General features: G+C 30.9%; 18 protein-coding genes. 9 read left to right on the top strand and 9 right to left on the bottom strand.

Annotated features, from left to right (window positions below):
• Positions 1-84 precede the first annotated feature (84 nt).
• The 3 genes from KCTC32516_RS02480 to KCTC32516_RS02470 form a co-directional block, all read right to left on the bottom strand.
• The gene (locus KCTC32516_RS02480; RefSeq protein ID WP_301401763.1) at positions 85-429 is read right to left on the bottom strand and encodes an MGMT family protein; all 345 of its coding nucleotides are present in this window, start codon (positions 427-429) and stop codon (positions 85-87) included.
• A 64-nt stretch (positions 430-493) separates the two neighbouring features.
• Positions 494-1,165, bottom strand: coding sequence for a tRNA (guanosine(46)-N7)-methyltransferase TrmB (trmB, locus tag KCTC32516_RS02475; protein ID WP_301401762.1), 672 nt, complete (start codon positions 1,163-1,165; stop codon positions 494-496).
• A 9-nt stretch (positions 1,166-1,174) separates the two neighbouring features.
• Positions 1,175-1,396, bottom strand: a complete 222-nt coding sequence (locus KCTC32516_RS02470; protein ID WP_301401761.1) for a DUF6341 family protein — start codon at positions 1,394-1,396, stop codon at positions 1,175-1,177.
• Positions 1,397-1,527: 131 nt separating this feature from the next.
• Between KCTC32516_RS02470 and KCTC32516_RS02465 the strand changes: the two genes are divergently transcribed.
• A complete protein-coding gene (locus KCTC32516_RS02465) occupies positions 1,528-2,364 on the top strand; it encodes a hypothetical protein (RefSeq protein ID WP_301401760.1) in 837 nt (278 codons plus the stop codon).
• On the opposite strand, the gene upp is transcribed toward KCTC32516_RS02465, so the two are convergent.
• Together upp and KCTC32516_RS02455 are read right to left on the bottom strand one after the other, a co-directional pair.
• Positions 2,354-3,007, bottom strand: coding sequence for a uracil phosphoribosyltransferase (upp, locus tag KCTC32516_RS02460; protein WP_301401759.1), 654 nt, complete (start codon positions 3,005-3,007; stop codon positions 2,354-2,356). The genes KCTC32516_RS02465 and upp overlap by 11 nt on opposite strands.
• 10 nt (positions 3,008-3,017) lie before the next feature.
• Entirely contained in the window at positions 3,018-4,058 is a 1,041-nt protein-coding gene (locus tag KCTC32516_RS02455) for a glycosyltransferase family 9 protein (protein ID WP_301401758.1), read from the bottom strand.
• 210 nt (positions 4,059-4,268) lie between these two features.
• Between KCTC32516_RS02455 and KCTC32516_RS02450 the strand changes: the two genes are divergently transcribed.
• From KCTC32516_RS02450 to KCTC32516_RS02425, 6 genes are all read left to right on the top strand, one after another.
• A complete protein-coding gene (locus KCTC32516_RS02450) occupies positions 4,269-5,135 on the top strand; it encodes a YicC/YloC family endoribonuclease (protein WP_301401757.1) in 867 nt (288 codons plus the stop codon).
• Between the two features lie 4 nt (positions 5,136-5,139).
• Positions 5,140-5,724 (top strand): guanylate kinase, encoded by a 585-nt coding sequence (gene gmk, locus KCTC32516_RS02445; RefSeq protein WP_301401756.1) that lies wholly within the window; start codon positions 5,140-5,142, stop codon positions 5,722-5,724.
• Between the two features lie 73 nt (positions 5,725-5,797).
• Positions 5,798-6,379 carry a nicotinate (nicotinamide) nucleotide adenylyltransferase gene (gene nadD, locus KCTC32516_RS02440; protein ID WP_301401755.1) on the top strand — a complete coding sequence of 194 codons (582 nt, stop codon included), beginning with the start codon at positions 5,798-5,800 and terminating at the stop codon, positions 6,377-6,379.
• A gap of 47 nt (positions 6,380-6,426) precedes the next feature.
• On the top strand, positions 6,427-7,296 hold the full coding sequence (locus KCTC32516_RS02435; RefSeq protein WP_301401754.1) for a M23 family metallopeptidase: 870 nt from the start codon (positions 6,427-6,429) through the stop codon (positions 7,294-7,296).
• A complete protein-coding gene (locus tag KCTC32516_RS02430) occupies positions 7,297-8,793 on the top strand; it encodes a GH3 auxin-responsive promoter family protein (RefSeq protein ID WP_301401753.1) in 1,497 nt (498 codons plus the stop codon).
• A 71-nt stretch (positions 8,794-8,864) separates the two neighbouring features.
• Positions 8,865-9,422, top strand: a complete 558-nt coding sequence (locus KCTC32516_RS02425; RefSeq protein ID WP_301401752.1) for an MOSC domain-containing protein — start codon at positions 8,865-8,867, stop codon at positions 9,420-9,422.
• Positions 9,423-9,464: 42 nt separating this feature from the next.
• Here KCTC32516_RS02425 and KCTC32516_RS02420 read toward each other — a convergent pair whose 3' ends face one another.
• The 4 genes from KCTC32516_RS02420 to KCTC32516_RS02405 form a co-directional block, all read right to left on the bottom strand.
• Entirely contained in the window at positions 9,465-10,175 is a 711-nt protein-coding gene (locus KCTC32516_RS02420; protein ID WP_301401751.1) for a hypothetical protein, read from the bottom strand.
• A gap of 691 nt (positions 10,176-10,866) precedes the next feature.
• Positions 10,867-11,280: a large-conductance mechanosensitive channel protein MscL gene (mscL, locus tag KCTC32516_RS02415; protein ID WP_301401750.1), complete on the bottom strand. Its 414-nt coding sequence runs from the start codon at positions 11,278-11,280 to the stop codon at positions 10,867-10,869.
• A 44-nt stretch (positions 11,281-11,324) separates the two neighbouring features.
• Positions 11,325-12,425 (bottom strand): alanine racemase, encoded by a 1,101-nt coding sequence (gene alr / locus KCTC32516_RS02410; RefSeq protein ID WP_301401749.1) that lies wholly within the window; start codon positions 12,423-12,425, stop codon positions 11,325-11,327.
• A gap of 39 nt (positions 12,426-12,464) precedes the next feature.
• Positions 12,465-13,109, bottom strand: a complete 645-nt coding sequence (locus KCTC32516_RS02405) for a thymidine kinase (RefSeq protein WP_301401748.1) — start codon at positions 13,107-13,109, stop codon at positions 12,465-12,467.
• Between the two features lie 102 nt (positions 13,110-13,211).
• Here KCTC32516_RS02405 and KCTC32516_RS02400 point away from each other — a divergent pair, with 102 nt between their 5' ends.
• Positions 13,212-14,021, top strand: coding sequence for a DUF8457 domain-containing protein (locus KCTC32516_RS02400; RefSeq protein ID WP_301401747.1), 810 nt, complete (start codon positions 13,212-13,214; stop codon positions 14,019-14,021).
• A 10-nt stretch (positions 14,022-14,031) separates the two neighbouring features.
• Positions 14,032-14,430, top strand: coding sequence for a DUF6165 family protein (locus KCTC32516_RS02395; RefSeq protein ID WP_301401746.1), 399 nt, complete (start codon positions 14,032-14,034; stop codon positions 14,428-14,430).
• Positions 14,431-14,432 lie beyond the last annotated feature (2 nt).

Raw genomic sequence — 14,432 nt, 5'->3', positions numbered from 1 at the left:
TCAGATAATAAAGAAGTTGTAATGTGTTTATTGATGGAAGAATCAAAGAAATTTATTTGTAAGTGTTTCCTAATTTTTAAAAAATTAGGAAATAGTGGTTAACTCCTCATTCGGATTCCAAAACACTTTTGTAAAATCTTGAATTTGATTATCAACAACAACAATTCCTTCGTTTTCTAATAATTGCTGCATTAAATTGGTGCCATCAAAATGATGTTTTCCGGTCAACAATCCTTTTCTATTTACAACTCTATGTGCAGGAACTTCTTCTTTTTGACTGTGTGCATTATTCATTGCCCAACCAACCATTCTTGCAGATCTTGCAGCGCCTAGATAGGTTGCAATTGCACCGTAACTAGTTACTCTTCCGTACGGAATTAAGCGAGCGGTTTTATATACTTTTTCAAAAAAATTATCTGATTCTTTCACGTTGTGAAGATAAGAAGTTTGCTAAAATAAACTGGTTCTCCTTTAGCTAGAAAAGGTAGAATTATTAGTAATTAATTCTAAATTGAATAAAAGTTATTGGTTTTCCTTTTTCTAAATATTGTTTTTCGTAAAAGGTTTGTGTGCCAATTACTTCTTCAGGAGAATAAGTGTTTTTATACACATCGTGATTTGCATGTAAAATTTCATGTCCTTCGCCATGCAATAAACCTAAAGTGTAACCATGCATAAACTCACTATCTGTTTTTAAATTAACCACGCCATTTTCTTTTAAAATATGATGGTATTTCTTTAAAAAGTCTGAGTTTGTTAATCGGTGTTTTGTGCGTTTGTATTTAATCTGAGGATCTGGAAAAGTAATCCAAATTTCATCCACCTCATTTTCTGCAAACAATTCGTTTATCAACTCTATTTGCGTTCTAATAAACCCAACATTGGTTAAATTTTCTTCTAAAGCAGTTTTTGCGCCACGCCAAAATCGTGCACCTTTAATATCAATTCCAATAAAATTTTTAGTTGAATCTTTTTGAGCTAACGCAATGGTATATTCTCCTTTACCACAGCCCAACTCTAAAACAATAGGATTATCGTTTTTAAAAAAAGTATTCCATTTTCCTTTTAAAGAAAAACCTTTTAAGATTTCTTCTCTTTTTGGCTGAACAACATTAGAGAACGTTTCGTTTTCATGAAAACGTTTCAGTTTGTTTTTGCTTCCCAAAGTAAAAAACTATTTTGAAGAATCCTCGATTCCTTCTCTTTTAAAACGAGCAGATTCTTTCATCCAATATCTAAATAAAAAAAGGAGCACAATAATAAACATCCAGCTTACACTGTTAGATATCCACCAACCGTAATCTGCTTTTGCAAGAGATAAACGCATCCATTCAAGAGGAGTAAAAGCCCAATTAAAAAAATCACCAATTAATCTAAAAATATTGCTTGCTATCATAACTTAAGTATCTTTACATTGCAAAAATATAAAAACTAATTATGTTAGCCAATTTTTTCGGCAAATCAAAACCAGTAAATTTCATCTTAATTATAGTTCTTTTTTTAATCTACTATATTTTAGATTTCCTTTTGATTAAAAACGTTGAATTAAATTTAAATGATTTTTTCAATTTTTTGATAACTTTCCCTTTGTTTTTGGTGTTGTTCTTCTTATTTAATTTTGTTGTTTCTAAAAATAAATTAACAAAAGACAACTCCTATGCTTTTTTGTTTTTTATAATTGGTTTGGGTTTTTTAGAATCGATTATTTTAAATTATGCTACTGTTATTGTTTATGTACTGCTGTTTTTGTTCTTTAGAAGAGTGTATAGTTTAAGAACGTTGAAGTTTGTGTATCAAAAATTGTTTGATTGCGGATTATGGTTAGGCGTTTTATTTCTAATTTCACCTTTATATCTTGTCTATTTGATATTGCTTTATGCAGCGATTTTATTTTTTACTAAAATTACGATTAGAACTATTTTAATTCCTGTTTTAGGATTAATTACACCACTCTTTTTATATTTTACCTATCTTTTTTGGACGGATGATTTAGCAACGTTCTATCAACTATTTGATGTTGTTTTTACGCTTGATTTTAGTTTTTATCAAACCAGTTATTACGAGTTGTTTTTAATAACATTTGTAGTTTTTACAACCATTTCAATACTATTGAAAACAGGAAAAATACTTTCTGTAAGTAACAAATTTAAAAGAAGTTGGGTATTGTTATTATTGCATTTAGTAATTGCTATTGTATTTATTTATTTGGTAGAAAATAAGAACGGAACAGAGATCATTGCCTTTTTAATTCCGTCTACAATTATCATTGCAAACTGGGTGCAATCAATACAAAAGAAATCAATAATAAGTATTATTTTGGCGTTGTTTTTACTGCTTTCTTTTGCAATACGATTTATAGTTTAGCACCAAAAGCTAAATCACCCGCATCGCCTAAACCAGGAATAATATACCCTTTATCATTTAATTTGTCATCAATTGCAGCAATCCATAAGTGCGTATTTTCTGGAAAATGATTTTTGATAAATTCAATTCCTTCTGTAGCACCAATTACACAAACGATATGCAATTCTTTTGGACTTCCATATTTTTGAATAGCGTCATAAACAGCCACTAAAGATTGTCCAGTTGCCAACATCGGATCTGCTAAAATTAAGGTTTTATCATCAATTGATGGAGCTGCAAAATATTCTACAACAATTTCAAATTCTGCATCGTTATTTGGGTGATTTCTATAAGCCGATATAAACGCATTTTCTGCATCGTCAAAATAATTTAACAACCCTTGATGCAACGGTAAGCCTGCTCGTAAAATAGAACCTAAAACAATATTATTTGTAGGTAAAAAACTTTCTTTTACACCTAACGGAGTGGTAATGTTTTTTGATGAGTACTTTAAGTTCTTACTTAATTCATAGCCTAATATTTCTCCAATTCTTTCAATATTTCTTCTAAAACGAAGCGAATCTTTTTGAATAGTAACATCTCTAATTTCTGCAATAAATTTATTTAAAATAGAATTGGTTTCTTCTAAGTTATGAAGTATCATACGTGTTGTTTTAAGAATTTGAGTTTAATATTGTTTCAACTTTTTTAATTACATTTTCGGGTAAAATGGTTCTCATTACATCTTCATATCCGTCACAAATTTTATTTCCATAAATAGAACACGGAATGTTTGGATACTTTTCTAAATCGGGCAACATACAATTTTCTGTTGGTTGATTAAAAGGCGCAAAACCAGCAAACGGATGTGTTACTCCCCAAAGTGTAATCGTTGGAACTTGTAACATTGCGGCAAAATGTGCATTTCCAGAATCCATTGCCAACATGCAATCTAAATGCCCAATTACATTTAATTCTTCTGTTAAATTTAATTTGCCAGCAACAGAAATAGTGTGTTCGTTTTTTTGTTCAATTTTTGATAAAAAAGCAATTTCTTTTTCTCCGCCACCAAAAAGCAAAATAGTATTATTTTCAGCCAAAGTAGCAATCACTTTTTCCATTAAATCTGGCGGATACATTTTAGAATCATACGCTGCAAAAGGCGCAATTCCAATCCATTTATTTTTCTTTTCTCCAATTAAATTGAGAACTGAACTTTTTAAATTCGGTTTTTCTGGTTTGGTTGGATTCGAAATATCAACCGAAAAATTGAGTTTTCTAAAAACATCGGCATAACGTTCGTGCGAAGTTCTTAACTGTTTAAAAACTTTATTTGTAGTTCTTGTCAATGCTTTTTTTTCGCTTCTTCCTTTATCTATTACTGCACTATTTTTTGTAGAAAATTTAAAAAAACTACGCAAAATTTTAGAACGCAACACATTGTGTAAGTCCGCAATATGTGTAATATTTAGTTGCTTTAATTCTTTAGATAATTTATGCAAACCAAAAACGCCTTTGTGCGTATTTGTTACATCAGCAGCGTAAAAATGTACATTCGGAATGTCATCAAACAATGGTTTTAAAAAAGCTTTAGATAAAAACGTAATTTTAATTTCTGGATGTTGCGCAACCAACGCTCTAATTACAGGAATTGTCATAGCAACATCGCCCATAGCAGATAATCTGATAACTAAAATATGTGTGTTTGTTTGCAAATTTTCTTGCTATAAATTCTAAAGTGTAAAAATAGTTAAAACAAAATAAGTTCTGATGTTTTAGTCACGAATTCACAAATAATTCTAAAATTTCGTGAATTCGTGGCACAAGATAAAAGTATGAATTTGTATGTTTTATTTACATTTTTAGCAAGAAAGATTCCTCAAATAATTATGTACCTTTGCTGCTATATTTTAAAAAAGCATTGAATGATTCAATCTATGACTGGTTACGGGAAATCCGTATTACAATTGCCAACAAAAAAAGTTACGATAGAAATTAAAACGTTAAACAGTAAAAATTTAGATTTAAATGTTAGGGTTCCATCGTACTATAAAGAAAAAGAATTAGCAGTTCGAAAAAAATTAGCTTCTGGTTTGGTAAGAGGTAAAATAGATTTTTCTATTTATGTAGAAATGACTGCGGATGAAACCACAACAACCATCAACAAAAATGTAGTTTCAGATTATATGCAGCAATTAAAAAACGTGCTGTTTACAAATGATGAAAATGATGTTGAATTGTTAAAAATGGCAGTAAGAATGCCAGACGCATTAAAAACAGAACGAGAAGAATTGGACGAAAATGAGTGGGAATTCATCAACACCAGTATTGATGAAGCTTTAAAAGAAACGGTTCAATACAGAATTGATGAAGCAGCTTCTTTAGAAGACGATTTTAAATTACGAATTTTAAATATTAAAAAATATTTAGAGGAAGTACATGCTTTAGACGAAGAACGCATCAAAAATGTAAGAGAAAAACTTAAAAAATCGATTGCAGATTTAAAAGTAGAAATTGACGAAAATCGTTTTGAACAAGAATTGATTTATTATCTAGAAAAGTTAGATATTAACGAAGAAAAAGTTCGTTTAGGAAATCATTTAGAATATTTTTTACAAGAATTAGATAGCGAAGATTCTAACGGAAAAAAATTAGGGTTTATCATTCAAGAAATTGGAAGAGAAATTAATACCACAGGGTCAAAAGCAAATTTTGCTTCGATGCAAAAATCGGTGATTCAAATGAAAAACGAATTGGAAAAAATTAAAGAGCAAATCTTAAACGTATTATAGTTTTATGGACAAATTTGAAGGTAAATTATTTGTTTTTTCTGCACCATCAGGTTCTGGTAAAACAACCATTGTTCGTCATTTATTAGCACAAGAAAAATTCAATTTAGAATTTTCTATTTCGGCAACTTCAAGAGAACCTAGAGGAGAAGAAGTTCACGAAAAGGATTATTATTTTATCTCTCTAAAAGACTTTAAACAACATATAAAAAACGAAGATTTTTTAGAGTGGGAAGAAGTGTATAGAGATAATTTTTACGGAACCTTAAAAAGCGAAGTAGAACGAATTTGGGCAAAAGGGAAACACGTGATTTTTGATATTGATGTTGCTGGCGGATTGCGAATTAAAAAGAAATTTCCGGATAAAACATTGGCTGTTTTTGTAAAACCACCAAGTATTGATGAGTTGAAAATACGTTTAAAAAAACGTAAAACAGAAAGCGATGATAAAATCAATATGAGAATTGCCAAAGCTTCTATAGAATTGGCAACAGCACCACAGTTTGATAAAATTATTAAAAACTACGATTTAGATGTTGCTTTTAAAGAAGCAGAAGATTTAATGAGTGAGTATTTAGGGATACAAGAATAAAATAAAATTTAATGTCTGGTCGAGCGGAGTCGAGACCTTTCGACTCCGATCAAGGTGATAAATCATTTTAAAAATGAATATAGGTTTATATTTCGGTACCTTTAATCCAATTCATGTTGGGCATTTAATCATTGCCAACCATTTGGTAGAAAATTCTGATTTAGACGAAATTTGGTTGGTGGTTACGCCACACAATCCTTTTAAGAAAAAAAGCACGTTGTTAGACAATCACCATCGATTAGAATTGGTGCATTTGGCAACCGAAAACTACGATAAAATTAAACCGTCAGACATTGAGTTTAATTTACCGCAACCCAATTATACAGTTCATACTTTAGCACATATTTCAGACACCTATCCGCAACATTCTTTTAGTTTGATTATGGGTGAAGACAACTTAAAAAGTTTTCATAAATGGAAAAATTATGAAACGATTTTAGAACATCATCATATCTATGTGTATCCAAGAATTTCTGATGGAAAAGCAGAAACACAGTTTGATAATCATCCCAAAATTCACCACATTGATTCTCCAATTATAGAAATTTCATCAACTTATATTAGAAACGGAATTAAAGAGAAAAAAAACATCCAACCCATGTTAACAGAAGCCGTTTGGAAGTATGTTGATGAGATGAATTTTTATAGAAAATAGGTTCCCTATTTTTTCGTTGTATATTTGTAAATTAAAGAAAAATATCTGTGGCAAAAAAGAAGCAAAAAAAAAGCAAGTTCAGACAAAAAATAACCGACAAATTCAGGTTGGTTGTTTTAAATGAAGACACTTTTGAAGAACGGTTGTCTTTTAAACTTACCATTTTAAATATTTTTGTGTTAAGCGGTGTTTTTTCTATTGTTTTAATTGCGTTAACAACCGTGTTAATTGCATACACGCCAATAAGAGAATACATTCCAGGGTACGCTTCTACACAATTAAAAAAAGACGCTTCAAGATTGTTATACGAAACAGATTCTTTAAAAACGAGACTGGAATTAATAGAAAATTACACCAAAATTTTACTCCCAATTTTATCAGGCGATGATCCCATCTCAGAAGTAGATTTTGATTCATTAAAAAAAGCAAGTGTCATTACAATTGATGAAAAAAAATTAGACGCTTCTAAAAGAGATTCTTTGTTTAGAGAAAAAATTGAAAGTAAAGACCGTTTTCCGCTGTTTGATAAAGCAGAAAACAAAATTGATATGGTGTTTTTTTCTCCTTTAAACGGAAGTATTACACAAGGTTTTAATATAACCGACAAACATTTTGCAATTGATATTGTTGCCGCAACCGGAACTCCAGTAAAAGCGGTTGAAAATGGTAGAGTTATTTTTTCTGAATGGACTGCAGAAACGGGTTATGTAATAATCATTGAACACGGAACAGGGTTTATTTCTGTATACAAACACAACGGAACATTGTTAAAACAACAAGGAGATTTTGTGAAATCTGGAGAAGCAATTGCAACGGTTGGATCTACAGGAGAATTAACAACAGGGCCGCATTTGCATTTCGAATTATGGTATAATGGGTATCCAGTAAATCCGTTGAATTATATAGATTTTAAATAAATGAGCCTCAAATCTATTTTTGCGATTCCGTTTGCCAAACGAGCCACCAAACAAGTTTATAAATGGGCAAAAAACCCGATTGAAACACAAGAAAAAGTATTTAAAAAATTAATTTCATCAGCAAAAAATACCGCTTTTGGAAAAGATCATGATTTTTCTTCCATTAAGAATTATGAGGATTTTAAAAATCGAGTTCAAGTTCAAGATTACGAAGGTTTAAGAAAATATGTGGATAGAATTGTAGCCGGAGAAAAAGATGTGCTTTGGAAAGGGAAACCTATTTATTTTGCCAAAACTTCGGGCACAACTTCTGGCGCAAAATACATTCCGATTACCAAAGAATCGATGCCAACACATATCAAAGCGGCAAAAAATGCGTTGCTGTTTTATATCGCAGAAAAAAAGGATGCAAGTTTTGTAAATGGAAAAATGATTTTCTTACAAGGAAGTCCGGTTCTAGAAACCAAAAACGGAATTCAGTTAGGTAGATTAAGTGGAATTGTAGCGCATTATATTCCGCAATATTTATTAAAAAACAGATTGCCAAGTTGGGAAACCAATTGTATTGAAGATTGGGACACCAAAGTAAATGCAATCGTAGAAGAAACGGTTGATGAAAACATGACGGTTATTAGCGGAATTCCATCTTGGGTGCAAATGTATTTTGAAAAACTCATCGAAAAAACAGGAAAACCAATTGCAGAGATTTTCCCAAATTTTAACTTCTTTGTGTATGGCGGTGTAAATTTTGAACCGTATAAAAATAAGTTCGAAAGCTTGATTGGTAAAAAGATTGATTATGTAGAATTGTATCCTGCTTCTGAAGGATTTATCGCCTATCAAGACTCGCAAACCGAACCCGGAATGTTGTTGCAATTAAACTCAGGAATCTTTTATGAATTTATTCCTGCAACAGAATTTTATGATGAACATCCGACAAGAATTTCACTAAAAGAGGTGAAAAAGGGTGTGAATTATGTCATTATTTTAAATACAAACGCCGGACTTTGGGGGTATAATATTGGCGACACCGTTGAGTTTACATCAACAAAACCCTACAGAATTAAAGTGACAGGAAGAATCAAACATTTTATTTCTGCTTTTGGAGAACACGTTATTGGCAAAGAAGTAGAAAAAGCGTTGAACGATGCTATCAAAGGAACTGAAATAAATATTAGTGAGTTTACGGTTGCTCCGCAAGTAAATCCAGATAGCGGTTTGCCGTATCACGAGTGGTTTATAGAATTTGAAAACGAACCCAGAAATGTAGAAGATTTTACTGCAAAAGTAGATGCTTCTATGCAAGAACAAAATATGTATTATCAAGATTTAATTGCTGGTAAAGTACTGCGAACGCTGGTGATTAGAAAAATAAAAAAAGGCGGTTTTCATGAATATATGAAATCGATTGGTAAGTTTGGCGGACAAAATAAGATTCCGCAATTATCTGACAATCGTAAAATTGCAGATGTTTTAGAAGACTTTATATTAGACTAATGTCTCCTCGAGCGGAGTCGAGAGGTCTTTTTAGGTTTCGACTCCGCTCAACCTGACAAAAAAACAATATCATGAAAATCATTTCAACAAACATCGGAGAGAAAACAGCAATTGATTGGAAAGGAAAAACCATTACTACAGGAGTTTTTAAGTATCCAATAAATGAACCTATTTTTTTAGGAACAGAAAATGTTTTAAATGATGAAGTATCTGATAGAAAATATCATGGTGGAATTGATCAAGCAGTTTACGGATATTCATTAAAACATTACGATTATTTTAAAAAATTGCATCCAAATTTAGATTGGCAGTTAGGCATGTTTGGTGAAAACTTAACGGTGGATGATTTAGACGAAACCAAGATTTATATTGGTGATACTTTTAACGTTGGCGAAACGGTGTTAGAAGTAACCACGATAAGAACTCCGTGTTATAAATTAGGAATCCGTTTTAATGACAGCAACATTATACAACAATTTTGGAACACAAATATGTGCGGTGTTTATTTTAAAGTATTGCAAACAGGTTTTGTAAAAGTGGGTGATATTTTTGAACAACTAAAATCGTATCCAGAAAACCAAACAATTGCAGAGGTTTATGAAGCGAAAAGAGTTGCAAAAGGAATGTGAAAAATTAATAAAGGAAAGAGTTTTATTTAGCTCAGTTCTTTGTTAGCGGTATGTGCTTGTTCTCTTTGTTCTTTCATTTATAAAATTTTCATCATTTAATTTCTCAATATTAAGTCCAACAGAATTGCACTTTTCAAGAACCCAGATTTGTGTTTGCTCAATTATTGAATCGATTATTTTATTCATCCAAATTGCTGCTCCAATTTTCTCATCAATTGAAATAAAACTGTCGTGTTCCCCAATTGTAAAATTTATAGTTCTGTTTATTTTGTTTTCAATTTGTTGAGACGAAAACACTATTTTATCACAAAAATGAATATAAGAGTTTCCTGATTCATAAACTTTTTTAACCCAATCCATATTTTTGATTCCTGATAATTTTGAAACCAAAAAGGTGTCGTTTAATTTCTCTTTAGAATCGTAATATTTCATTCTTCGAATATGTTCTCCGTTTAATACTTTTTGTGCAAAATCATTCATACTATATTCAGAAATCCTTGCTGCATACATTCTTAACAAGGAATCAAGATTTATTCTAACTAGTGGTGGTGCTGCAATAAAATTATTATCTTTCATTGAGTTAACAAATGCTTTGTTAAGATTCACAGTTCGGTTTAGTACAGAAAATATTAATAAATCAAAAATTTGAATTTTTGGAGTAATTGCGTTAATCTGTAAGCCTAATCTAGGAATTGCTTTTGACTTTTTATCAATATTATCTAGTAATTGAATTAATGATTCAGTTTTTGTCATTGTGATTCTGATTCGGCATTACCGCTAACGAGTACCTATATGAAAAGTAGCGTTTATTGATGCTCTGTTCTTCATAGATATTCTATTAATTCTTAAAAATACTTAAATTTTATAAATAATTACTGAAGTAGCTATTTTTTATATGGGTTGTTGTGTTTAGTATTTTTAAATCCAAGCTATTACTTCCAGGGTTAGCATACTGTGATAAATTATTACTGACTTAAATAAATAGTACTATCTCAAAAATACGTAGTCTCGAAGACGCTACATAGAATGCTTTTCAATGCAGTTTTTCACTCTAATATGTTATATATGCGTTTTATATGGAACGTCTTAGAGGGAAAGAATAGTCAAGTTAAATTAAACAGAAGTAATAACACTACTTGACTTTGTCATTTTTTTTAACTATCTTCAAACGTACAGTTTGAGCACTTAAAATACTCCAAAGTCAAACCAAAAAACTTCTCAATAAAAAGGCTTGAATATTCGACAAAGTGTATTGAAAATTCCAAAAGTCTGTCGATATTAAACACGAACTGGTTATATCAAATCAAATATATTGATTTTTGGTTAAATTTTTCGGGATAACAAAACCTTTATTGTGTTTTATAAAGATATAAAAAAACCGAAGCGATACTGAAATAAATTCAGCATAAATGCTTCGGTTTAAATTTTATATAAAAAAAGAATTTTATTTTTTTGCTAATAAATCTCTTATTTCAGCTAATAAATCTTCTTGGCTTGGTCCAGCTGGTGGAGCAGGAGCCGCAGCTTCTTCTTTTTTCTTAGTTGCGTTAATTCCTTTGATAACCATAAACATAACAAATGCTACAATAATAAAATCGATGACATTGGTTAAAAAATCTCCATACAAAATAGCCACTTCTCCGCTTACTTTTCCGGTGGCATCAGCAACGCCTTCTGTCACAACATATTTTAAATCTCTAAAATCAGCTTTAAATACCAAGCCAATTAACGGAGAAACAATTCCTGCTGTAAAAGAAGTAACCACTTGTTTAAAAGCGGCACCCATTACAAAACCAATTGCAATGTCAACCAAATTACCTTTTACTGCAAATTCTTTAAATTCTTTAAGCATTCCCATATTATTCGTTTTAATAGTTAGTGAGTTGCTAATTTAAGAAAATTTTAACATTTCAAAAATCTTTTTACCCGTTGAGAAATTGCTGTGAGTATTTCGTAGGAAATAGTTTCAGATTTTTGAGCCATTTTATTTACCATTTCTTGAGAATTAAAAACGATAACTTCGTCTCCTTCTGTACAGTCAATATTAGAAACATCTACCATGATCATGTCCATACAAACATTTCCAATAATTGGTACTTTTTGATTGTTGATTAAAATCGAATATTTTTTATTTCCTAATTTTCTCGAAATTCCGTCTGCATGACCCACAGGAATTGTGGCAGTTTTCATGGATTTGTTTGCGGTAAAAGCTCTGTTGTATCCAATTGATTCTCCAGGTTCAATAGTATGAATCTGAGAAATAATTGATTTTAATGAAAGTACATTTTTAAGTTGTTTTGTTTCGTTTTCGTCATTCCCAAAACCATACAATCCGATTCCCAAACGAACCATGTCAAATTGTGCTTGCGGATAGTTGATAATTCCAGAAGTATTTAACAAATGTACAATCGGTTTGTAATTTAAATGCTGATAAAATTGCTTTACAATCAGTTCGAAATCGTTGATTTGATTGGTGGTGAATTCTTTTTCATTTGCATCTTCACTTGCCGCTAAATGCGAAAAAAGTGAAGCAATTTTCACATGACTTGTCGCTGCAATTCTTGATAAAATTAACGGAACATCTGTGTGCCAAAAACCAATTCTATTTAAACCTGTATTAAATTTTAAATGAATTGGATAATTCAATAAAACATTGACATCTGCCAATTCTAAAAAAGCATTAAAAATTTTAAAATTGTATAAATTTGGTTCTAGTTGATGTTCAATAAGCAACTCTAAATTTGGTATTTGTGGATGCAACACCAGAATTGGTTTTTCAATTCCTGCGTTTCGCAAAGCAATTCCTTCATCCGTATATGCAACTGCAAAATAAGCTACGTTGTTTTCTAAGAATTTAGCAACTTTTGCAGCATCACTTCCGTAACCAAAAGCTTTTACAACCAATAATATTTTGGTTTTTTTTTCTAGTTTATTTTTAAAATACTGAAGATTATGCAGTGCTGCATTTCCATCAATTTCTAAAACGGTTACATGATTATTCATTTATTCTGAACTTGTTTATACTGAACTTGTTTCAGTATCTCATTCCTTTGTTTCAGGATCTTTTAAATTAGATTCCAATTTTTCTAAAACTAGTTTTTCGGCTTTCTGCAATTGCAATGCTTTGTAATATGCAGCTCTACTTAAAGGTTCGTATTCGTTTACTTCACCCAATAAAACTAAATTATCATTTTGTGCTTTTCTAAAACTATAATGCGCTAAATTCCCAGTGTGTGTACAAACGGCGTGTACTTTGGTAACATATTCTGCAGTTGCCATTAAAGCGGGCATCGGTCCAAACGGATTTCCTTTAAAATCCATGTCTAAACCAGCAACAATTACACGAATTCCTCTGTTTGCTAAATCATTACAAACCGCAACAATTTCTTCATCAAAAAACTGCGCTTCATCAATGCCAACAACATCAACATCATTTGCTAAAAGTCTAATATTTGCTGATGAAGGCACCGGAGTAGAACGAATGCGGTTGTCGTTATGAGAAACCACTTCTTCATCGTCATAACGCGTGTCAACAGAAGGTTTAAAAATTTCTACACGTTGTTTTGCAAATTGCGCTCGTTTTAATCTGCGAATCAATTCTTCTGTTTTGCCAGAAAACATTGAGCCACAAATTACTTCAATCCAACCAAATTGTTCTGTATGATTTACCGTATTTTCGAGAAACATTTTGTAATTTTATGCTTGAAATATGATTAAAATTGTATTTTACTTCAAGTCTTACAAATTTATAAAAATAAAGATGCCAAGCATCAATTAATTGATCAACTTATGCACAAAAAATTAGCAGCCGACTTAACAAGTATTGCACATAGTATTTTGCAATTAAAAAACAAAGAAGATGTTTTAGTGTTAAAAGAAAAAGCGTACGAAGTTTACGAGAAACTAACCGTATTGGCGTATGTTGATGAATATTTAAAGGATACTCCAAATGCAACAGAAACAAAAGAAGCGCTTTTAGAAAAGATAGAAAAAAGCGCTAAAAAAACGGTTGTTATTGAAGAGGTGACATCCGAAGAAGAAGTTGTTATTGAAAATAAAGTTGAAGAAGAACAAACTGAAAAAGAAGTTCTTATTGATGAGATTGAAGAAGAAAAGGTAGCTGTGGAAGTAGAGGGTGTTATTGAGGAGGAGCTTGTTGAAGAACAAGAAATTGTTGAAGAAATTATAGAACAACCATTTGACGAGTTAGAACAAACGTTATTTTCTGCTGAAAGTGTTGAAGAAAAAACCGAAATTAAAGACAAAAAAACCATCACTTTAGAGGAAGAACTACACGATACAATTTCTATAGAAGTTGCTGCAGATTTGTTTGAAAAGCCAGCAATTAAAAAATCCTTAAACGATCAATTACAACAAAATATACATATTGGTTTAAATGATAGAATTGCTTTTGTTAAAAATCTTTTTAACGGAAGTCAAGAAGAATTTAATAGAGTTGTTTCTCAGTTAAATACTTTAAAAACAGCAAAAGAAGCAAAAAAGTTTATCAATAAAATGGTAAAACCAGACTACGATTGGTCTAGTCAAGAGGAATATGAAGAGCGCTTTTTTGCAATTATAGAACGTAAATTCGCATAAAATATACAGGATGAAAATAGAAGTATCAAACGGAGAAATTTTAGACAAATACACTATTTTAGAAATTAAACTTTCTAAAATTAAAGACGCAAAAAAGTTAGTAAATATTCAAAACGAATACAATACGTTAACACCAGATGTAAAAAATATGTATGCGGATGCAAAAGAGGAATCGCATCTTAAAAAATTGCAAAACGATTTGCTAGAAGTCAACAAAAAATTGTGGAAAATAGAAGACGATATTAGAGAATGCGAGCGTGCAAAGGATTTCGGACAAACATTTATAGATTTAGCGCGCGCTGTGTATTATGTAAATGATGACAGATCTGATGTTAAAAAAGAAATCAACATTTTTACTGGCTCAGATTTGGTTGAAGAAAAATCGTACGAAGAGTATAAGTCAGAATAAAA

Source organism: Polaribacter huanghezhanensis, assembly GCF_030444335.1.
GTDB classification, from domain to species: Bacteria; Bacteroidota; Bacteroidia; order Flavobacteriales; family Flavobacteriaceae; genus Polaribacter; species Polaribacter huanghezhanensis.
This window is presented reverse-complemented; position numbering and strand designations above follow the sequence as displayed.